This is a genomic window from Lonepinella sp. BR2271, assembly GCF_051851515.1.
Lineage (GTDB): Bacteria > Pseudomonadota > Gammaproteobacteria > Enterobacterales > Pasteurellaceae > Lonepinella.
The window spans coordinates 1-21,786 of the sequence record NZ_JBPDVF010000001.1; the positions used below are offsets into that span (position 1 = coordinate 1).

Sequence of the window (21,786 nt, forward strand, 5' to 3'; positions counted from 1 at the left end):
AGTGGGCCGTTAGCTCAGTCGGTAGAGCAGCGGACTTTTAATCCGTTTGTCGAAGGTTCGAATCCTTCACGGCCCACCACTTAATGAGATTGAAAAATTTGCTTTAACGCTAGAAATAAGCAAAACTAAGAAAACCCCAGTGGGCCGTTAGCTCAGTCGGTAGAGCAGCGGACTTTTAATCCGTTTGTCGAAGGTTCGAATCCTTCACGGCCCACCACTTAATTAAATACCATTTTTTAATCCTAAAAGTAACAACCTCCCAGACGGGTCGTTAGCTCAGTTGGTAGAGCAGCGGACTCTTAATCCGTTAGTCAAGGGTTCGAATCCCTTACGACCCACCATGATTGTTCATTGATAAATTTTTGGCATAGTAGACAAAAGTGTTGCTATTTTCCACAATCTCGCCACATTTTCTGCGGTGGAAATTAAATTTTTACGCCCTGAATTTAGAATGTTTTCAAGACTATCCACTTGGCGAATAATCGGGAACACGGCATCAATACCTTGCTCATAAACAACCGGATAATCTTCTCGCAAACTGCCAACTATGGCAATTACAGGCTTGTTAAACCGTTTGGCTGTTCTGGCTACGCCAATCGGGGTTTTACCATGAATGCTTTGTGCGTCCATGCGTCCCTCTCCCGTGATTACAAGATCGGCCTGTTGTACGGCGTTGCTTAACTGTACGGCCTCTATCACGATTTGTACGCCAGCTTTGAGTTGCACGTTAGGGAGCAATAACAAGCCACCACCCATGCCACCTGCGGCGCCCGCCCCGGCTTGATCTCGGATATTTAAACCAAGATCCCGTTGTACGATATAGGAAAAATGTAGCAAGGCTTGATCAAGTGTTTGAACCATTTCCGCTGTGGCGCCTTTTTGTGGCCCGAATACGGCAGAGGCACCTTTTTCACCACATAAAGGATTATCTACATCACAGGCCACTTCAAAAGCCACCTGTGATAATTCGGGGTTGAGTTGGCTAACATCAATATGTTGAATCCGAGCTAATTGTTCACCCCCCAAGCCAATTTCGTTGCCTTGTTCATCTAAAAATTTTGCCCCTAGGGCTTGCAACATGCCAACGCCACCGTCATTGGTGGCACTGCCGCCAATGCCTAAAATCACTTTTTTTACACCGCAGTTTAGGGCGGCATTAATCAATTCACCGGTGCCGTAGCTCGTGGTATGCAACGGATTGCGTTTATCCATTGGCACTAAATGCAAGCCTGATGCAGCGGCCATTTCAATAAATGCCGTTTGTTTATCGCCAGATAAACCCAAAAATGCGGTAATTTTATTGCCTAGGGGAGCAGTCACCCCCACATGAATGCGTTCGCCTTGTGTGGCATCAACTAAGGATTGTACCGTCCCCTCGCCGCCGTCGGCCATGGGGATTTTGCCATATTCGGCTTGTGGAAATACCTTTTTAAAGCCAGTTTCAATGGCTGCAGCAACCTCAAGCGCAGAGAGGCTTTCTTTAAAACTATCGGGGGCAATGACAATTTTCATTTTTTCTCCTAGAATAGATGAAACACGCCAAAAATCAGGGTTGACACGATTGTCATGATCAAGCCCACCGCTGTTTCATAAGGAATTAATTTCAACCGTTCTTTCATCTCCATATTGACACTGCCGCCTGTCGCATGGAAGAACGAACCATGTGGCATATGATCGCCGACGGTAGCGCCGACATGAATCATTGCCGCAGCCGCAAGTCCGCTGACCCCCAATTCCATTAAGGGTTGACTAAATACATTCGCCGCAACCACGGTACCCGCCGTGGTAGAGGAAGTGGCCAGTGACATCAGAATACCCGAAATTGGCGCCAGTAAATAAGAGGGAAGTCCCGAGGAGGACAGGGCCTCAATAAGCACATCTTTTAGCGCAGAATGCGACACAATGCCCGCCAAGGTGCCTGTGCCTAATAACATGATCGCAACGGGCGCCATTTTGCTTAATCCACTGATGGCATATTGATTACTGTGTCGACCTTTTCCCATGGCAATGGCGCCGACGATACCACCAAGGGGTAAGGCAATTAAGGGATCTACAACAATACCGAACAAGGGGCGCAAGGCGAGCAGTAAAATTGCACACAAAGGCGCTGTGATGGCTGCGGTAAAAGAGGGAAGGGCGCTAGAATGCAGAATGACTTCCTGTTCACTGACCTTACTCCCTTTATGGATCAACTTTTTCGCCAAGAAGTAGGTCATCATTAAGCCAAATATTGCTGGAATAATACCCGCCGCCATCAACGACGTTAAGGGAATATGGAACACGTCAGAGGCGGCAATGGCATTCGGGTTCGGTGACATAATATTCCCCGCTTTACCACCGCCAACCATGGCAATTAAGATCGCCATTTTAGACAGATTGCCTCGTTTGGCTAAGGCAAGTGCAATGGGGGAAACAGTGATGACCGCCACATCAATAAACACGCCAACCGCAGTTAAAATGAGCGTAGCCAACGCTAAGGCTAATAAGGCACGAGTTTCGCCGAGCTTTTTGACAATGGTTTCGGCAATGGTGGCCGCTGCGCCAGATTCAATTAACACACCGGCTAACACCCCTGCGGCTAAAATTCGCATTACAGCGGTTGTAATGCCTTGCGCCCCGCCAATCATTAATTCGACTGTCTCTGTCAGATTGGCACCGCCGATTAATCCGCCCATTAAGGCACCGGTTAACATACCGTAGGCAGGGGAGACTTTTTTTAGAATAAGCAAAATCGCAACCGTGAGAGCCACGATAGCGCCTAATGCCGAGATAGTGGTCATGATAGATTCCTTTATTGTATCAAGGTGAGGAGCATAATATAACATAAATTGGGGTGGGAATGATAACCTTGAATATTATTCCAAAACGCTATATCAAATAATCTTTAATTCTTTCCTTACGGCGCTCAACTTTTTTATAATCCCTTTCACCAAATCACTCTTATAAAGGATCATCATTATGAAAAACGTAAAAAAAATCACCGCACTTTTAGCCACTTTATTGTTAGCCGTGGGCGTCACCGCTTGCGACAATAACAGTAAAGAAACTGCCAAAGCGGAACCGACCAAAGCCTCTGCTGTTGAACGCATTAAGCAAGCGGACAAAGTGCGTATTGGCGTGTTTGGCGACAAACCGCCATTTGGTTATGTGGATCAAAATGGCAAAAACCAAGGTTTTGATGTGGAAATCGCCAAAGATTTAACCAAAGATTTACTCGGCGATGCGAGCAAAGTGGAATTTGTGGTGGTGGAAGCGGCAAACCGAGTAGAGTATTTAACCTCTAACAAAGTAGACATTATTTTAGCCAACTTCACTGTGACGCCCGCTCGTCAAGAAGTAGTGGATTTTGCTAAACCTTACATGCAAGTGGCTTTAGGTGTGGCCTCCAAAGATGGCGCCGTGATTACTGACGTGAAAGATCTTGAGGGCAAAACGTTATTAGTCAATAAAGGCACCACCGCAGACGCTTTCTTTACCAAAAACTATCCACAAATCAAATTGTTAAAATTTGAACAAAATACCGAAACTTTCCAAGCCTTAGTGGATGGACGTGGCGATGCCTTAGCGCATGACAACACTTTATTATTCGCTTGGGCGAAAGAAAATCCAGGTTTCACCGTGGGCATTAAATCCTTAGGCGACCAAGACACCATTGCGGGTGCCGTGCGTAAAGAAGACAAAGATTTGCTTGAATGGTTAAGTGCAGAAACCGAAAAATTATCTAAAGACGGTTCATTAAAACGTGCTTATGAGCAAACATTATTACCGGTTTATGGTGATACCATTAGTGAGAAAGATATTTTAGTGGAATATAAATAAAACCATACAAATTGATGAAAAGTGCGTTCTATTTGGAACGCATTTTTTATGCGTGTTCGATAATAGTTTGTTAATTATGTAGAATAAAAATGTTAATAAAATGTTATATTTAGTTAATTTTTACTAAATTATTTTGAAATAAATCAAGTTATTTGAATTTATCGGCGAAATTGGCTTGATTTTAGTCAAAAATAGTTGAAAGAATCAAATTTTTTGATAAAATTCGTGCATCTTTTAGAAATGACATTATTTAAATAAACAGCCAAATGGAGGCACTTTATGATTAAAGGTATTCAAATTACACAAGCAGCGAATGACAATTTATTAAACTCATTCTGGTTATTAGACAGCGACAAAGGTGAAGCCCGTTGTTTATGTGCAAAAGGCGATTTCGCTGAAGACCAAATCGTTGCGATCAACGAATTAGGTAAAATCGAATATCGTGAATTACCGGTTGACGTTGCGCCAACGGTAAAAGTAGAAGGTGGTCAACACTTAAACGTAAACGTTTTACGTCGTGAAACCTTAGAAGATGCCGTGAAACACCCTGAAAAATACCCACAATTAACCATTCGTGTTTCAGGTTATGCCGTACGTTTCAACTCATTAACCCCAGAACAACAACGTGATGTTATCACTCGTACTTTCACTGAAAGCCTATAATTGGTTTCGTTGAAATCACATTTCGCACCCTGATCCTTGGTCAGGGTGTTTTATTTTATAAAAATCAACGAAAAAAAGACCGCACTTCTAGCTTAGTACCGCTATTTCAGGTACAATTCCCCGATTATCTTTTAGGAACTTATTGTTAACTTATTTTATATGCAAAATATTCGTAACTTTTCTATTATCGCTCATATTGACCACGGAAAATCCACGCTTTCTGATCGTTTGATTCAAACTTGCGGGGGCTTGTCCGATCGTGAAATGGAAGCACAGGTGCTGGATTCCATGGATCTGGAACGTGAGCGTGGTATCACGATTAAAGCACAAAGCGTCACCTTAAACTATAAAGCAAAAAATGGTGAAACTTATCAGCTTAACTTTATCGACACACCAGGGCATGTTGACTTTTCCTATGAAGTATCTCGCTCTTTGGCTGCTTGCGAGGGGGCATTGTTGGTGGTGGATGCAGGACAAGGGGTGGAGGCCCAAACCTTGGCCAACTGTTATACCGCATTAGATATGAATTTGGAAGTGGTGCCGATTTTAAATAAAATCGATTTGCCTGCCGCAGAACCTGAACGTGTCGCCGAAGAAATTGAAGACATTGTAGGTATTGATGCTATTGAGGCCGTACGTTGTTCTGCCAAAACAGGCGTCGGGATTGAAGATGTATTAGAAGAAATCGTGGCAAAAATTCCGGCCCCAGAGGGTGATCCTAATGCACCGTTACAAGCCTTGATTATTGACTCTTGGTTTGATAACTATTTGGGCGTGGTGTCGTTGGTTCGAGTAAAAAATGGTTCAATTAAAAAAGGCGATAAAATTAAAGTCATGAGTACTGGACAAGCCTATAATGTAGATCGTTTGGGTATCTTCACGCCAAAACAAGTAGATACCACTGAGCTAAAAACCGGCGAAGTGGGTTGGGTGGTGTGTGCCATTAAAGATATTTTAGGCGCACCAGTGGGGGATACCTTAACTCATCAACATCATTCAGCAACAGAGGTCTTACCCGGTTTTAAAAAGGTTAAACCACAGGTTTATGCCGGGTTATTCCCGATCAGTTCAGACGATTATGAGGCGTTTCGTGATGCCTTGGGCAAGTTAAGTTTAAATGATGCCTCCTTGTTCTATGAACCGGAAAATTCCACTGCACTTGGCTTTGGTTTCCGCTGTGGATTCTTGGGCTTGTTGCACATGGAGATCATTCAAGAACGTTTAGAACGTGAATATGATCTGGATTTAATCACCACCGCACCAACCGTCGTATATGAAGTTGAACTCACTAACGGTGATGTTGTCTATATAGACAGTCCTGCGAAATTACCGCCGTTGAGTAACATTGCGGATATTCGTGAGCCGATTGCAGAATGTAATATGTTGGTGCCACAGGATTATTTAGGCAATGTGATCACCTTGTGTATTGAAAAACGTGGGGTGCAAACCAATATGGTGTATCATGGTAATCAAATTGCCTTGACCTATGAAATTCCCATGGGCGAAGTGGTGCTTGATTTCTTTGACCGCTTAAAATCGACCTCACGAGGCTATGCGTCATTGGATTATGGTTTTAAACGTTTCCAATCGGCCAATATGGCACGGGTGGATATTATGATTAATGGCGATCGTGTGGATGCGTTGGCGTTGATCGTTCACAAAGATAATGCCCCATATCGTGGCCGTGAATTAGTGGAAAAAATGAAAGAATTGATTCCACGTCAGCAATTTGATATTGCCATTCAAGCAGCGATTGGTAACCAAATTATTGCACGTTCCACGGTGAAACAATTACGTAAAAACGTCTTAGCAAAATGTTACGGTGGGGACGTGAGCCGTAAGAAAAAACTGTTGCAGAAACAAAAAGAAGGTAAAAAACGCATGAAACAACTCGGCAATGTCGAAGTGCCACAAGAGGCGTTTTTAGCCATTTTACACGTTGGAAAAGATTAAATAAGGAAGACTATGTCAAAACTTTTTCTCCCCATTTTATTAGTTGTGGGCTTTGCGGTTTGGAAAGTGTTAGATTATCTACAATTACCAAACACATTTTCCATTTTATTGATTTTATTCACCGCACTTTCTGGCGTGCTGTGGTGCTATCATCGTTTTTCCGTGTTGCCACGTCGTCGCCGTCAAATTGCACGTACCGAACAACGCACTGGAAAAACCTTAAGCGATGAAGAAAAAGCCGTCATTGAACCCATTGGCGAGGGCGAAGAATTTATTTCTTCCTTGTTCCCTGTGTTGGCGTTCGTATTGATTCTGCGTTCTTTTGTGTTTGAACCGTTCCAAATTCCCTCGCAATCCATGGAACCGACTTTACGTGTCGGGGATTTCATTGTGGTGGAAAAATATGCTTACGGCGTGAAAGATCCGGTATTCCAAAATACCTTAATGGAAACAGGCAAAGTACAACGTGGTGATGTGATTGTGTTTAAAGCACCACCACAACCCAATATTGATTATATCAAGCGTGTGGTGGCCATGGGCGGTGACCGAGTGCTGTATAATGAGCTAGAACGCAAATTGACCATTGTTTATGGCAAAGACGGCAAGGCTTGTGAAGATGAGTGCGAAAGCAAAGAATTCACGTATAGCGAACCGCAACAAAATGATGAATTTAAAGCCATTATTGGTAAAAATCCCGACGGCAGTTTTATTTATGGCCCAAGTATGCTAGAACTCACCGAAACAGGGGATGTGAGCCATCAAATTCATTGGTTCCCTGAGCCGATTTCTGAAGGCTATCGCTACAAAGACTATGTGAAACAAGAATATTATATTACCGAATGGGTGGTGCCAGCAGGGCAATATTTCGTGATGGGCGATAACCGTAATATGAGTGAAGACAGTCGTTTCTGGGGTTTTGTACCAGAGAAAAATATTGTCGGTAAAGCCACTTATATTTGGTTGAGCTTAGATAAAAAACCAAATGAATGGCCGACCGGCATTCGTACTGAACGTTTATTTACGAAAATTAAATAATGAATGATTTAACCCGATTACAAAGCAAGATCGGCTATCAATTTACTGATCTTGCGTTGTTAAAACAAGCCTTAACGCACCGTAGTGCGGCAAAGGTGCATAATGAACGCCTTGAATTTTTGGGCGATGGGATTTTGAATTTAACCATTGCACAAGCCCTTTATCAGCAGTTCCCAAAATGTAACGAGGGCGAACTCAGCCGTATGCGAGCCACCTTAGTGCGAGAACCCACATTGGCCGAGTTAGCCCGCCAGTTTGAGTTGGGGGATTATTTAGTGCTAGGTTCAGGCGAGCTAAAAAGTGGTGGATTTCGTCGAGCTTCCATTTTGGCCGACTGTGTAGAGGCCATTATCGGTGCCATGTCCTTAGACAGTGATTTAGTTCATGCCATGTCGATCATTTGCCAATGGTATCAGCCACTTTTAGCCACCATTAAACCAGGCGAAAATCAGAAAGATCCGAAAACACGCTTACAAGAATATTTGCAAGGCAAAGGATTAAGCCTACCAAGCTACCAAATTATCAAAACCACAGGCGAGGCTCATTGTCAAACTTTCACCGTAGAATGCCATGCGGAAAATTTTGACCACACTTTTATTGGGGTGGCCAATAGTCGTCGCAAAGCGGAACAAGCCGCTGCCGAACAAATTTTAAAAGAACTGGATATAAAATAATGACAGAAGAACAGTTACCCACTGACCTAAACAACGAACAACCTACCGACACCTATTGTGGCTTTATCGCCATTGTGGGTCGCCCGAATGTGGGAAAATCCACCTTATTAAATAAAATATTAGGGCAAAAAGTTTCGATTACTTCACGCAAAGCCCAAACCACTCGCCACCGTATCGTTGGCATTGATACTGACGGTGCCTATCAAGCGGTTTATGTGGATACCCCCGGATTGCATATTGAAGAAAAACGAGCCATTAACCGCTTAATGAACCGTGCGGCCAGCAGTGCTATTGGTGATGTGGATTTAATTATTTTTGTGGTGGACGGTACTCATTGGAATGAAGATGATGATATGGTGTTAAACAAATTACGCCAAGTCAAAACGCCAGTGGTGTTAGCCATTAATAAAATTGATAACGTCAAAAATAAAGATGAATTATTGCCATTCATCACCGAATTAAGCAAAAAATTTAATTTCAAAGACATTGTGCCGATTTCTGCTCAACGTGGAAATAACGTACATAATTTGAAAAAAATCGTGCGTAATGCGTTGAAAAAGGGCGACCATCATTTCCCCGAAGATTACGTGACTGACCGCTCACAACGTTTTATGGCCTCCGAAATTATCCGTGAAAAACTCATGCGTTTTATGGGCGAAGAATTGCCGTATTCGGTAACCGTTGAAATCGAACAATTTAAACTCAACGAACGAGGTACCTACGAAATCAACGGCTTAATTTTGGTGGAACGTGACGGTCAGAAAAAAATGGTGATTGGTCAAGGAGGACAAAAAATCAAAGTGATCGGCACCGAGGCTCGTCAAGATATGGAACGCTTATTTGATAACAAAGTGCATTTAGAGCTTTGGGTTAAGGTCAAATCAGGTTGGGCAGATGATGAACGTGCCTTGCGTAGTTTGGGGTATATGGAAGAATATTAGTTTTTCTAAGCCAATGAACATGAATCCCTATGCTTGTGTATAGGGATTTTTATTTCTCCTGAATTCTATTGATAATTAGAATCAATTCGAGTATATTAAAGCATCTTTCTACGGAAAATAATCTGAAAATCAATAGGAAACGTATTATGACACAAGAACAACAAACCTTTTCTGAACGTTTAAAAGCCGCTAACCGTACCACACATGATAGTGTAGATAATCTTGTGATGTCGGTGGAACCGTTTAAGAATAATGAGAATTATGCGAAATTTTTACAATTACAATCCGTGTTCCACAAGATTGTAGATGATATTTACAAAGATCCTGAACTCAATAAGAAAATTCCAGAATTAGAATATATGGCACGCTATGATAGAGTGTTGAAAGATCTTGCCGTGTTAAATAGTCAACCTTATGAATTTAAAGGTCATTTACCCCATCCACAAGGCAATGCCGCCATTGGTTGGTTATATTGTGCAGAGGGTTCCAATCTTGGGGCGGCGTTTTTATATAAAGCCGCCGAAAAAAGATTAAGTTTTGATGCCGAAAATGGGGCAAGCCATTTAGCCGGCCATCCTGATGGGCGAGGTAAACATTGGCGTGAATTTAAAGTGTATTTGGATAATTTAGGCCTAGACGCCCAAGCAGAAGATGAGGCCATTCAAGGGGCAAAAGATGCTTTTGCATTTTACAAGGTGATTGTGCGTCAGATTTTTGGTTTACCAGAAAATTATGAGGCACCGAATCAAGGGCCGTTTCATCCTTAATTTTCACCTTTAAATACATATCATAAAATAGGGCGAGTCTATTAGAACGACTCGCCCTTTTGCCCATTATGTCGAATATAGTTTTTTTTGATAGAGCCCCAAAAATATAGTACATTTGGATTGTGCTTTTTTACATGATAGTTCAATTATACCATTGCAATATAGCCATATAACAGGCAATCATTAATAATATCCATGCCAATAATCTTGTCGTTACCTGTGGGCTGAGTTTTCCCCTTAATTTCATCGAAAAGAAACTCATTGCAAAGGAGGCGGAGACTACAATGGCAACAATGGTAAAATTGACGTAACCAATTTGCCAACTACCACTTAAGGCTTTAGGTAAATCAATGTGACGTGATATATAACCGATAAGGCTACCGAATCCGCCAATAAACATCATATAATTGGTGTAAACTGCAATCTGCTTGGTTTGGACACTTTTTAATTGATTAACCAAAGGTGCCATTATAGAACCACCACCGATCCCTGTAATGCCTGCGATAAATCCCCCAAAAGCACAAACTAACATCCCTGTAATATATTCTTTTTTATCAGCTTTTTGTGTATTTTCTTGATTTCTTTTTTTAGAAAAAAATGTTTTGATCGCCAATAGGATTAAAGTGACAACAAAAATGCTCACAATACCAGTTTCTGCCAAGATGAAACTTAATTCAAAGCCAAGTTGTACACCGATAATCATTCCGATTGACCACAGTAACATACTTTTGATGTTAATATTAATATGTTGATGGCGAAATAAAATCAGGTTAATTAAGGAGGTGGACATCACAATGGTTAATGATGTGGCAGCAATAATCTGCATGGGGATATTGGGAAACAGGGTTCGCAAAATCGGCACCATTAATACGCCTCCACCAATACCAAAGAGTGCGGAAACGATATTCGTCATTATCCCACTTAGTATTAAAACAGCAATCATTGTTATTGTCATTGTTATCTCTCACAAAATATTTTTTGGGTATTTTGCCGTTGTCTTATTTGTTGATGTTATGATAGGGATCATAATGAGTCAAAATTATTGCCATTTATACTTAAGTTATATTCCTAAAGTGCGGTTAAAAAATAAGGATATTTTATGCAAATTCATCCCTTTCAAATTATGGCAAAGCCCGCAGGTTCAATCTGTAATTTAGATTGCCATTATTGCTTTTATTTAGCAAAACCGCACCTTGCTCAACGCCATATGGATTTTGACTTATTGGAAAGATATATTGAAAGCTATATTCGCCAAGCTCCACAACAAGAAGTCACCTTTCTCTGGCAAGGGGGCGAGCCCACATTGGCAGGCATTGATTTTTATCGGCAAGCGGTGAAATTACAACAGCGTTATGCTAACGGAAAAAAAATTTATAATGCGTTGCAGACTAATGGTGTGTTACTCAATTCAGAATGGGTAGATTTCTTGCGAGAACATCAATTTTTAGTTGGGCTTTCCATTGATGGTACGGAAGCAATGCACGATGCTTATCGGGTGAGTAAAAGTCAGAAAGGGACATTCAAACAGGTGATGGCAGCCTTGAACTTACTCAAGCAATATCAAATAGACTTTAATACGCTCACTGTTGTGCATAAAGCCAATGTGCAATCAGGGGCGGAAGTCTATCAATTTTTGCGAGAAATCGGCTCAACCTATATGCAATTTATTCCTTTAATGGGAGAATGGGAACAAAAAGCCACCGCCAAAGACTACGGAAAAATGATGCGAGATATTTTTGATCAATGGTATCCCCATGACATTGGACGTATTGGTGTACAGTTTATTGAACAATGGTTAATGGCATATTTGGGATTAGAGCCAAGTCTTTGCATTTTTCGCAAAGCTTGTGGCGATCAAATGATTATTGAGCAAAATGGCGATCTTTATAGTTGTGATCATTATGTTTATCCTGAATACAAACTAGGCAATTTAATAGAAACGCCGTTGCGAGATATGACCTATTCTTCACAGCAACAGCGTTTTGGCAAAATGAAATCACAGCTTTCTCAACGTTGCCAACAATGCCGTTTTCAATTTGCTTGTCACGGTGGTTGCCCGAAACATCGTACCGTACAGGGTTTTGGCGAACCCCATAATCAACTTTGTGAAGCCTATTATTCTACCTTGGAATACCTTGATCCTTACTTGAAACAGTTAGCAAATTACCTAAAACAACAGCATAAATATTCTCATTAAATTTAAACTATTTTCTTATTTTGTGATCTAGCTCACATTCCAAATATGACAATGATCATACTACTTCTCTAAAATCTTGGTTATGCTAATCCCCATATTAACAACACAAAGGTGAACATTATGAAAAGTTGGAAAAAAATGTTGGCAACCCTGGTTGCTGGAGTCTTGGGCTTATCCTTATTAAGCGGTTGTAAAGACGAGAAAAAGGTTGAAAATGCCAGTTGGCCAACGCAACCTGTGACCATTATCACTCCGTGGGCGGTGGGTGGTTTAGCCGATCAAATTGCTCGAGCAATGACGGAATATGGCAAAGATCAATATGGTCAACCCTTGTTGGCGGACAATATTTTAGGTTCAGGCGGTGCGGTGGCGTTGACCGAATATTTGAAAGAAAAACCGAATACCCATAAATTGATTTTAGGTGGTGAAGGTAGTTTTGCCATTGCTCCGATTTCAATGAAAGTCGCCTATAAATTTGAAGATTATGTGCCAATCATCAATATTTATTCATCTACTTTTGTTCTATTGGCAAACCCTAAAGCCGGCGTAGCCAGTTTTGATGATTTACAAAAACTGATTGCAGAAGGTAAAGACGTCAAAATTGCAGCTAATGGCACAGCATCCAGTGAGGCAATGCAAGCGGCAGCATTGTTCACTGAAATGGGCGGCAAATTCAAAATTATTCCTTATGAGGGGGCGAACGAAGCCTTAACAGCGGTGGTATCGGGTGAAGTGGATTTTGCCGTCACTCACGCATCGTTGGCTCGTGAATTTGTCAAAGCAGGCAATGTAAAACCTGTGGTGGCATTTGATGAAAAACGCTTGGTGGATGATGTGTATAACCTAGATAGCGTGGTGCAACACGGGCACGATACGTGGATGACCAACATTTGTGCGGTCTTTATGCGTGCAGGTACCGATCAAGCCATTATTGACAAAAATTACACCGCACTAAAAGCGATTTTGGAAAATCCGAAATTGCAAGCTACCGCAAAAAATATTGGTTTAACCCTTGATATTAAAGATGGTGCGGCAGTGAAAGCCTACATTGATTCAACCATTGCGAAAGCGGAGAAATATTCCAAATTAGTGAAATAAATTCGCTCCATTGCCCTGATTTGCTAAGCGAGTCAGGGCGATTGGCTCGATGTGCAAAAGGTGCAATAAAAAGTGCAATAGGAGTGTGGCAATGAAAGTGCAATTTAGACAAGATTTAGTGGGTGCGGTGGTTTTTCTCGTGGTTTCAGCGGTGATTTGGTGGTTGATTCCGAGCCAAATTGTGCTGAGCCACGATGATCCGATTAATTCCCAAACTTTTCCCCGTTTGATTATTGGCTTAATGGGGTTATGTAGTTTGATTTTGTTGATTAAAGAACTGATTAAATGGGGACGTAAACAGCCCGTTAAAATGGTGGAACTCCAGTTTAAACAGGAATCCCGTTCCCTGATGGTGCTGCTGTTGCTGGCGTTATATTGGGGGTTAATGCACTGGTTGCCATTTGCTATTGCATCAATGCTTTTTTCTGCGGCAATGTTGCGGTTCTGCGGTTGTCGCAATTGGCGATATTACGCCATTGTGGCGGCAGTGATTGTGATGATTTCCGTGCTATTTGAATATGTGTTAAACGTGTCATTGCCATAAGGAGATTTCTATGTGGGATTTAATGGTTTCAGGTTTTGGCGAGTTTTTTAACTGGGGTAGTTTTCTGTGGATGAATCTTGGACTGTTTTTAGGCATTGTGTTTGGTTCTATCCCCGGTTTAACCGTAATGCTCTGTTTGGTATTATTTTTGCCGATCACCTATTCTTTAGGGGCAATTCATTCCTTTATGTTCCTGTTGGGAATCTATTGTGCTGGGAGCTACGGCGGTTCTATTTCAGCAATTTTAATTAAAACCCCTGGTACACCGCACGCTGCCGCCACAATGTTAGATGGACATCCCCTTGCGACTCACGGGCAAGCTCAAAAAGCCTTGAATATTGCCCTGTATGCGTCTTTTGTCGGTGGCATTGTCAGTGCGTTAGTATTGCTGTTTTTAGCACCCGAAGTGGCCAGCGTAGCAATGAAAATGGGATCGCCCGAATATTTCTTAATCTGTGCTTTTGGTTTAACCATTATCGCTGGTGTGAGCGGAGAAAGCCTATTGAAAGGCATTATTTCGGGTTGTTTAGGCTTGTTTTTATCCTTTATTGGAATGGATTTAATCAGCGGCAGTACAATGCGATTTGCCTTTGATAACATCAATTTATACAGCGGATTTGATTTGGTGGTGGTGTTGATTGGCTTATTTGCCTTGATTGAAATTATCAACAAAGGATCGACGTTAAAACCCGATCACACCGAGAATGTGATGAGCAAATCATTGGATAAGGGTCGACTACAAAAAGGCGAATGGGGACGATTAATTAAACCAATGGGAATTGGATCCTTGTCGGGGATTTTAGTGGGGATTATCCCAGGAACAGGGGCATCCATTGCGTCTTTCTTAAGTTATGACACATCACGCAAAGTGTCCAAAAAGCCCGAAGAATTTGGACACGGATCCATTGAAGGCATTGCTGCTGCCGAATCCGCCAATAATGCCATTACGGGAACCGCATTAATCCCATTGCTCACCTTGGGAATCCCTGGTGATGCGGCTGTGGCGTTAATGTTGGGAGCCTTGATGATTAACGGCTTAACCCCTGGGCCGAATCTCTTTGAAACTCACGGATCATCGGTGTATGCCATTATGATCGGGTTGTTATTCGTCAATCTGTTTATGCTGCTTCAAGGCAAATATTTGCTGCGTTTCTTTGCTAAAGTGGTGAAAATTCCACAGGAAATTCTGATTCCGATCATTGCCGTATTCTGTTTTGCGGGGGCGTATTCACTCAAAGAATCAATGTTTGATGTGGGGACAACCATTGTGTTTGGCTTGATTGCCTACCTTATGGAAAAACTCGGTTTTTCTGCGGTGCCAACCTTGTTGGGAATGGTACTCGGGGCATTAACCGAGAAAAATTTCCGCCGTTCCTTAATGATTTCAGATGGCAATTGGGATATTTTCATCAATCGCCCATTTTCATTGGTATTTTGTATTTTAATTGGCTTAGTCATTTTGAGCATTATTTGGAATAACACCCAAAAAGTGCGGTCAAAAAATCCATCATTTTAGAGAAGGAAACCTATTATGAGCAAACCGAATATTTTATTCTATTTTACCGATCAACAACGTTGGGACACCGTGGGGGTATATGGTCAACCCCTTGATATTACGCCGACCTTAGACAAATTAGCCGAAGATGGCGTGGTGTTCGAGCAAGCCTATTCATCACAACCTGTGTGTGGACCTTGCCGCTCCATTTTCCAATCGGGTTTATATCCAACCCAAACAGGCTGTTTTCGCAATAATGTCGCCTTGCCATTGAATATTAAAACCTTGGCGGATTATTTCACCGAAGACGGCTACGACACCGCTTATGTGGGCAAATGGCATTTAGCCAGCGATGGCGAACTGGAAAAAGCCCCTGAAATTGATTACACCGTCACCGCCATTCCCCCTGAACGACGGGGCGGTTACAAAGGCTTTTGGCGTGCGGCAGATGTGTTGGAATTTACGTCGCACGGTTATGACGGCTTTGTATTTGATGAAAATATGAATAAATGCGAATTTAAAGGCTATCGGGTAGATTGTATCACTGATTATGCCTTGGAGTATTTGGATCAATACAACGGTGAAAAACCGTTCTTTATGACCATTTCCCATATTGAACCGCACCACCAAAACGATCACCATTGTTACGAAGGTCCTGAAGGTTCAAAAGTGCGGTTTAAAAATTTCCAACTTCCGCACGATCTGGATGTGTTAAAAGGCAATGCCGCAGAAATGTACCCTGATTATCTCGGTTGCTGTCGCCGTTTGGATGATAATCTCGCTCGAGTCATTGAGAAACTCAAAGAAAAAGGCTTATATGACAACACCATTATTATATTCGCATCCGATCACGGTTCGCATTTTATGACCCGTAACCGAGATGAAAATCTCAACGGCTATGATGATTACAAACGTTCTTGCCATTCTTCCGCAATGCACGTGCCACTGGTGATTACAGGTGGTGCATACAAAGGCGGCAAACGCATTAAAGATTTGGTGAGTACCGCCAGTCTACCAAAAACTTTCTTGGCAATGGCAGGCATTGATGTGGGCGATAAAATGATCGGTGAAAATTTGCAAAACGTGGTGGAACACAAGGATCCAAACCGTTTAAATGAAGTCTTTGCTCAAATCAGCGAAAGCCGAGTGGGGCGTTGCATTCGTACCGAAAAATACCTTTACAGCGTGTTTGCACCGAATAAAAACGGGGGAGAATATGCGGCAAGTGATGTGTATCAAGAAGATTTTCTGTATGACTTGGAAAAAGACCCGTATGAGTTGACAAATTTAGTCAAAGATCCGAATTATGAAACGGCAAGAATTGAGTTGCGTGAAAAACTGTGTCAGCATTTAGCGATTGCGAAAGAAGCGAGACCAACGATTTTACCTGCGGTGTAATCGATCCGATTTTTTTTCAAAAAAGCACCACCTAGTTGAAATTTGTGGTGATTTTTTCACAAAAATTTAAAAAGAAATGTGAGCTTGCTCACAAATTTATGATTTAACTGTGTGTTTTTAGTGGAATCTTTAATATTATTTATTTTAGTAATAATGGCAACCAATGAGATGATAAAGAAAAAATGGATTTTTTACCGAACGAATTGAAAAATTGCAAGTTATCGCAATCTGAAATACAAGAAAAAACGACTGTCATTTACAGTCAAGGTCAGCGAGCAACCGAATTTTATTATGTTAAAAGTGGTTTAATTGGTTTATTCCATTTATTGGAAAATGGAAAAGAAAGTTTGTTACGTATTTATCAAGCGGGTGACTACTTTGGCTTTCGTACCTTGTTTAGTCATGATAGTTACCATTGTAGTGCTAAAGTATTGCAAGATGCGGTGTTAGAGAAAATTGAATTACGTGATTTATCTGCTTTTATTACGTCGAATCCTGATTTCGTCCACCATTTGATAATTCAACTAGCAGATGAGTTACAGGAGGCGGAGCAACGTTTAGCCAAAGCATCTTATACTCGTAGTCTAGATCGTGTTGCTGACAGCATTATGTATCTTAAAAAAGCATTTCCAGAATATGCTTGGACACATCGTGAAATTGCTGAATTCTCAGGATGTGAGACAGAAACAGAGATCAGGATAAATCAAGAGCTAAAAAGAAAAGGAATAATTTAAATTTGACAGTACTAGCTTGTAGTATAGTTTATACTACAAGCTAATATCATTAATGATAAAAATTCGCACACATCACTTGTGCCACCGTACCAAGGGTTGATCCATCACGTGGTTTCACTTGATGTTCACGATATTTTTTCGGTGTAAACACCGTTCCTTCACCCCAGAAATCGGAATATAAATGCGATCCTGTGTGTTTCATGGTGTTGGTTTGACAATCTAACACTTTGTGTTGGCGTACTGATTTGGTCATCAGGTTTTTATCTTCAAAAATGCGATGGCCAATGTGTAAATTAATCACCGTGTCGAAATTAATCAGATTATTTTTGCTACTGTCCACCCAAATAGAAGAGGTATCCACATAATATTGTGAATTTTGTGACAAGCGAATAAAACCGACTTCGGTTTTTTGTGGGGTATCTAGTTGTTCACCGTTAATTAACGCTTGCCGTTCTTCGGAATTGCTACAAGCACTGATGATAAACGCAGTGAGTAATAAAATAACTTTTTTCATATAATCTCCTTAGTGCTAGGTAGTAAGAAATTCAATGCTACTTTTCAGTCTATTATGGCACATTTCCCGTAAATGTGACGTTTTTTATTTATTTTCATTGTAGGATAAATCTACATAAATGAAAAGTGCGGTAGAAAATTCGTCGATTTTTCACCGCACTCTAAGCCGAGAGAACAGGCATTTAGCGTTTTAATATCCCTCCTAAACCGCCAAGACCACCCAGTCCTCCCATGCCACCGCCCATTAAGCCTTTCATGCCTTTCATCATTTTTGACATACCACCACTACGCATTTTTTTCATCATGCGTTGCATATCGTCAAATTGTTTGAGTAATTTATTGACATCTTGCACTTGCGTGCCTGAACCTAAGGCAATACGGCGACGGCGTGAGCCTTTGATAATGTCGGGGTTAGCTCGTTCTTTTAAGGTCATGGAATTGATGATCGCTTCCATTTTGATAAACATTTTATCATCTACTTGATTTTTAACATGATCAGGCAAGTTTTTTGCCCCAGGGAGTTTGTCTAACATCGACATCATACCGCCCATTTTTTTCATTTCGATCAGTTGTTCACGGAAATCTTCAAGGGTAAATTGATCGCCCTTTTTGAATTTCTTCGCCATTTTTTCGGCTTTTTCTTGGTCAACGGAACGTTGTAAATCTTCGATTAAAGAAAGGACATCACCCATCCCTAAAATACGTGACGCTACACGTTCTGGGTGGAAAGGTTCTAACGCCTCAGTTTTTTCACCTACCCCTAAGAATTTAATCGGTTTACCGGTAATTTGACGAATAGATAAAGCGGCACCACCACGAGCATCACCATCTACTTTGGTTAAGATTACCCCTGTGAGTGGCAAGGCCTCATTAAAGGCTTTGGCGGTATTGGCTGCATCTTGACCTGTCATGGCATCCACGGTAAACAGGGTTTCAATCGGTTCAAGTGCGGTGTGAATTTGCTTAATTTCTTCCATCATCTCACCGTCAACATGCAAGCGACCTGCCGTATCCACAATCAATACGTCATAGAATTTTAATTTCGCATCGGCTTTAGCGGTTTTGGCAATTTCGACTGGATTTTGTTTGACATCAGAGGGGAAGAAATCTACGCCCACCGATTGAGCTAAGGTTTCAAGCTGTTTAATCGCCGCCGGACGATATACGTCAGCTGACACGACTAATACTTTTTTCTTATGCCGTTCTTTTAAAAATTTCGCCAATTTACCAACGGAAGTGGTTTTACCCGCCCCTTGTAACCCCGCCATTAAAATGACCGCTGGCGGTTGGGTAGCAAGATTTAATTCTTCGTTGGCTTGCCCCATGGCACTTTCTAATTCACTTTGTACGATTTTTAGAAATTCTTGTCCGGGTGTTAGGCTTTTATTGACTTCTTCACCGATAGCACGCTCTTTCACTTTATTGATAAATTCACGCACCACAGGCAAAGCAACGTCGGCCTCGAGCAATGCCATGCGGACTTCACGTAAGGTATCTTTAATATTGTCTTCGGTTAAACGCCCTTTACCCGTAATATTACGTAGGGTTTTCGACAGGCGGTCGGATAAATTTTCAAACATATTTCGTTCTCGTCTTCACAAAAAATTTCCCCGATTATACCTGAATTTCCTTGTTTTCACTAGCAAAGGCAGTCTCTAATTGATATTTCAATTTAGCACGGTTAAAATGAATCATTATTTTGCACAAACAAAGGACGAAATAAATTGACAACACCGCCGTATGCTATTTTTGCCATGCTGTTTTACAGTTTCAATATCTTGCTGATTATGCCGATGTTGCTGAAAATTGATGGGCAAACCAAACCGAAAAGAACGCTGTTTTTATGCACCGCCTTTTTAGCGGTGATTTGTCATTATTTAAGTTTTTCTGAACTATTTACACACTTGACGTTAGGTGCCGATATTTCTTTACTTGAAGTCAGTTCCTTAATGAGTTTCTTTATTGCCTTGTTAAGCACGGTACCCATGCTCTGGAATGTACGAACCTTGGCTTTTGTGTCACCGATTGTGTATGCTTTTGCTTTGATTAATTTGTTAATGACGGAATTTATCCCGAGCCAAATTGTGCATTTACAGGTTAATTTATTGCTCCATATTCTGATTTCCATGTTAGCTTATGCGGTCTGTTTTATCGCTATGTTGTACAGCATGCAAATTGCGTGGTTGGATCGCCATTTAAAACGCAAAAAAGCCTTGCCGTCATCTGATTTACCGCCGTTAATGTTAGTAGAACGCCATTTTTTCCGAGTGATGTTAAGTGGAGAAATTTTATTAACTATTATCTTATGCACTGGCACCTATCATTTATTGCATGCGTTGCAGTTAAGCAATATTCATAAAGCCGTGTTTTCGCTATTTGCTTGGATTGCTTTTGGTATCCCATTGGTTGGGCATTGGAAATGGCATTGGCGTGGAAAAAGAATGATCATTTTTACGATCTCAGGTATGATATTGCTGACGATTGCTTATTTTGGCAGCAAATTTTTCCCAGCGTAAGTGGGAAAATTGGAAGTGCGGTATAAAAAAACGAGATTTTTCACCGCACTTATTTGATGAACGAACACAAGGAACAACCTTTGGACAGTATTCCCCTTAGTACCTTATTTATTATTCTTTTCATTTTATTAATCCTTTCAGGGTATTTTTCCAGTTCGGAAACAGGCTTGTTATCCGCTAACCGTTACCGCATGCGTTATTTAGCGGAAAAAGGGCATAAAGGTGCCAAAAAAGCGGAAAATTTGCTGAAAAAAACCGATAAACTCCTTAGCTTGATTTTAATTTGTAATAATCTAGTCAATATTTCCGCCTCCGCCTTAGCGACGATTATTGGTATGCGTTTATATGGTGATGCAGGGGTGGCGATTGCCACTGGAGCGTTGACTTTTGTGATGTTGGTGTTTGCGGAAATCTATCCAAAAACCGTGGCAGCCCTTTATCCGGAAAAAGTCGCCTTTTTATCCAGTCATTTGCTTTCGCCATTAATGAAATTATTTACGCCGTTAGTGTTCTTGATGAACCTGATTATTAAAGCCTTAATTAAGATCACGGGGCTGAAAACAGAGGTCAAAGGCAATCATATTAATGCGGAAGAATTGCGTTCTATTGTGAATGAAAGTGGCAAATTTATTCCCTCTGCTCACCAAGAAATGTTGTTGTCAATTCTCGATTTAGAAGAAGTCTCGGTGGACGATATTATGGTGCCACGCAATGATATTGCAGGGATTGATATTGATGATGATTGGAAATCCATTATGCGTCAGTTAAATCATGCCGCACATAGCCGAGTGGTGTTGTATAAAGGCAATATGGATGAAAATGTGCTGGGCATTTTGCGAGTGCGAGAGGCCTACCGCTTGATGTTAGATAAAAATGAATTTACCAAAGAAACCCTAATTCGTGCTGTGGATGAGATTTATTTTATCCCAGAGGGCACCGCATTGACCGCTCAATTATTGAATTTCCGTAATAACAAGGAACGTGTTGGTCTAGTGGTGGATGAATATGGGGATATTAAAGGTTTAGTCACCCTTGAAGATATTTTGGAAGAAATTGTGGGGGAATTTACCACCTCAACCGCCCCCTCTATTGAAGAAGAAGTCACCGCTCAATCGGATGGATCCATTCTCATTGAGGGATCTACCAATATTCGAGATTTAAATAAATTATTTGATTGGAATTTAGATACCGACGAGGCTCGCACGTTTAACGGCTTGATTTTGGAGCATTTGGAAGATATTCCCGACGAAGGGGCTGAATTTGAATTGAACGGCCTGAAAGTCACGGTGTTAGAAGTGGCGGATAATATGGTGAAACAGGCGAAAGTGGTGAAAGTATAAGGATTGAATATAAAAGGGGAGTGTTGTTCTCCCCTCAAATTCAGTTAAAGGTTTAATAACGAAATAACTCACGTCTATCTTGATTGTATAATAAATTGA

General features: G+C 41.2%; 20 protein-coding genes and 3 tRNA genes. 18 read left to right on the top strand and 5 right to left on the bottom strand.

Features of this window, described 5'->3' with window-relative positions:
* Positions 1 to 3 precede the first annotated feature (3 nt).
* From ACTG7X_RS00005 to ACTG7X_RS00015, 3 genes are all read left to right on the top strand, one after another.
* Positions 4 to 79, top strand: a tRNA-Lys gene (locus tag ACTG7X_RS00005).
* 62 nt (positions 80 to 141) lie between these two features.
* Positions 142 to 217 (top strand) — tRNA-Lys (locus ACTG7X_RS00010).
* Positions 218 to 265: 48 nt separating this feature from the next.
* Positions 266 to 341: transfer RNA gene (locus ACTG7X_RS00015), tRNA-Lys, on the top strand.
* A 7-nt stretch (positions 342 to 348) separates the two neighbouring features.
* Here the strand turns inward: ACTG7X_RS00015 and ACTG7X_RS00020 are convergent.
* Complete coding sequence (locus ACTG7X_RS00020; RefSeq protein ID WP_439256537.1) at positions 349 to 1,512, bottom strand: glycerate kinase; 1,164 nt, start codon at positions 1,510 to 1,512, stop codon at positions 349 to 351.
* Between the two features lie 8 nt (positions 1,513 to 1,520).
* Entirely contained in the window at positions 1,521 to 2,780 is a 1,260-nt protein-coding gene (locus ACTG7X_RS00025; RefSeq protein ID WP_439256538.1) for a GntP family permease, read from the bottom strand.
* Positions 2,781 to 2,958: 178 nt separating this feature from the next.
* Here ACTG7X_RS00025 and ACTG7X_RS00030 point away from each other — a divergent pair, with 178 nt between their 5' ends.
* The 7 genes from ACTG7X_RS00030 to ACTG7X_RS00060 all read left to right on the top strand — a co-directional run bounded on the left by ACTG7X_RS00030 (position 2,959) and on the right by ACTG7X_RS00060 (position 9,852).
* On the top strand, positions 2,959 to 3,819 hold the full coding sequence (locus tag ACTG7X_RS00030; protein ID WP_439243485.1) for a cysteine ABC transporter substrate-binding protein: 861 nt from the start codon (positions 2,959 to 2,961) through the stop codon (positions 3,817 to 3,819).
* Positions 3,820 to 4,098: 279 nt separating this feature from the next.
* Positions 4,099 to 4,482, top strand: a complete 384-nt coding sequence (gene grcA / locus ACTG7X_RS00035) for an autonomous glycyl radical cofactor GrcA (RefSeq protein WP_439243481.1) — start codon at positions 4,099 to 4,101, stop codon at positions 4,480 to 4,482.
* 159 nt (positions 4,483 to 4,641) lie between these two features.
* Positions 4,642 to 6,435: a translation elongation factor 4 gene (gene lepA / locus ACTG7X_RS00040; RefSeq protein ID WP_439243478.1), complete on the top strand. Its 1,794-nt coding sequence runs from the start codon at positions 4,642 to 4,644 to the stop codon at positions 6,433 to 6,435.
* A gap of 12 nt (positions 6,436 to 6,447) precedes the next feature.
* Complete coding sequence (gene lepB, locus ACTG7X_RS00045; protein ID WP_439256539.1) at positions 6,448 to 7,470, top strand: signal peptidase I; 1,023 nt, start codon at positions 6,448 to 6,450, stop codon at positions 7,468 to 7,470.
* Positions 7,470 to 8,144, top strand: a complete 675-nt coding sequence (gene rnc, locus ACTG7X_RS00050) for a ribonuclease III (protein WP_439256540.1) — start codon at positions 7,470 to 7,472, stop codon at positions 8,142 to 8,144. Before lepB ends, rnc begins: the two co-directional genes overlap by 1 nt.
* Entirely contained in the window at positions 8,144 to 9,085 is a 942-nt protein-coding gene (gene era / locus ACTG7X_RS00055; protein ID WP_439256541.1) for a GTPase Era, read from the top strand. The genes rnc and era overlap by 1 nt, the downstream gene beginning before the upstream one ends.
* A 146-nt stretch (positions 9,086 to 9,231) precedes the next feature.
* The gene (locus ACTG7X_RS00060) at positions 9,232 to 9,852 is read left to right on the top strand and encodes a biliverdin-producing heme oxygenase (protein ID WP_439256542.1); all 621 of its coding nucleotides are present in this window, start codon (positions 9,232 to 9,234) and stop codon (positions 9,850 to 9,852) included.
* A 142-nt stretch (positions 9,853 to 9,994) separates the two neighbouring features.
* Here the strand turns inward: ACTG7X_RS00060 and ACTG7X_RS00065 are convergent, their stop codons facing one another.
* On the bottom strand, positions 9,995 to 10,807 hold the full coding sequence (locus tag ACTG7X_RS00065; protein WP_439256543.1) for a sulfite exporter TauE/SafE family protein: 813 nt from the start codon (positions 10,805 to 10,807) through the stop codon (positions 9,995 to 9,997).
* A gap of 150 nt (positions 10,808 to 10,957) precedes the next feature.
* On the opposite strand from ACTG7X_RS00065, the gene ACTG7X_RS00070 reads away from it, so the two are divergent.
* The 6 genes from ACTG7X_RS00070 (at position 10,958) to ACTG7X_RS00095 (ending at position 17,318) form a co-directional block, all read left to right on the top strand.
* Positions 10,958 to 12,049 carry an anaerobic sulfatase maturase gene (locus ACTG7X_RS00070; protein WP_439256858.1) on the top strand — a complete coding sequence of 364 codons (1,092 nt, stop codon included), beginning with the start codon at positions 10,958 to 10,960 and terminating at the stop codon, positions 12,047 to 12,049.
* A 120-nt stretch (positions 12,050 to 12,169) separates the two neighbouring features.
* Positions 12,170 to 13,147, top strand: a complete 978-nt coding sequence (locus ACTG7X_RS00075) for a tripartite tricarboxylate transporter substrate binding protein (protein WP_439256544.1) — start codon at positions 12,170 to 12,172, stop codon at positions 13,145 to 13,147.
* Positions 13,148 to 13,238: 91 nt separating this feature from the next.
* Positions 13,239 to 13,691: a tripartite tricarboxylate transporter TctB family protein gene (locus tag ACTG7X_RS00080; RefSeq protein WP_439256545.1), complete on the top strand. Its 453-nt coding sequence runs from the start codon at positions 13,239 to 13,241 to the stop codon at positions 13,689 to 13,691.
* Between the two features lie 10 nt (positions 13,692 to 13,701).
* The gene (locus ACTG7X_RS00085) at positions 13,702 to 15,207 is read left to right on the top strand and encodes a tripartite tricarboxylate transporter permease (RefSeq protein WP_439256546.1); all 1,506 of its coding nucleotides are present in this window, start codon (positions 13,702 to 13,704) and stop codon (positions 15,205 to 15,207) included.
* Between the two features lie 15 nt (positions 15,208 to 15,222).
* The gene (locus tag ACTG7X_RS00090) at positions 15,223 to 16,584 is read left to right on the top strand and encodes a sulfatase-like hydrolase/transferase (RefSeq protein ID WP_439256547.1); all 1,362 of its coding nucleotides are present in this window, start codon (positions 15,223 to 15,225) and stop codon (positions 16,582 to 16,584) included.
* A 182-nt stretch (positions 16,585 to 16,766) separates the two neighbouring features.
* A complete protein-coding gene (locus tag ACTG7X_RS00095) occupies positions 16,767 to 17,318 on the top strand; it encodes a Crp/Fnr family transcriptional regulator (RefSeq protein WP_439256548.1) in 552 nt (183 codons plus the stop codon).
* 49 nt (positions 17,319 to 17,367) lie between these two features.
* Here the strand turns inward: ACTG7X_RS00095 and ACTG7X_RS00100 are convergent, their stop codons facing one another.
* Together ACTG7X_RS00100 and ffh are read right to left on the bottom strand one after the other, a co-directional pair.
* A complete protein-coding gene (locus ACTG7X_RS00100; RefSeq protein ID WP_439256549.1) occupies positions 17,368 to 17,832 on the bottom strand; it encodes a surface-adhesin E family protein in 465 nt (154 codons plus the stop codon).
* Positions 17,833 to 18,013: 181 nt separating this feature from the next.
* On the bottom strand, positions 18,014 to 19,411 hold the full coding sequence (ffh, locus tag ACTG7X_RS00105) for a signal recognition particle protein (protein WP_439256550.1): 1,398 nt from the start codon (positions 19,409 to 19,411) through the stop codon (positions 18,014 to 18,016).
* A 174-nt stretch (positions 19,412 to 19,585) separates the two neighbouring features.
* On the opposite strand from ffh, the gene ACTG7X_RS00110 reads away from it, so the two are divergent.
* Positions 19,586 to 20,347: a cytochrome C assembly family protein gene (locus ACTG7X_RS00110; RefSeq protein ID WP_439256859.1), complete on the top strand. Its 762-nt coding sequence runs from the start codon at positions 19,586 to 19,588 to the stop codon at positions 20,345 to 20,347.
* 80 nt (positions 20,348 to 20,427) lie between these two features.
* Positions 20,428 to 21,687, top strand: a complete 1,260-nt coding sequence (locus ACTG7X_RS00115) for an HlyC/CorC family transporter (protein WP_439256551.1) — start codon at positions 20,428 to 20,430, stop codon at positions 21,685 to 21,687.
* Positions 21,688 to 21,786: the final 99 nt, after the last annotated feature.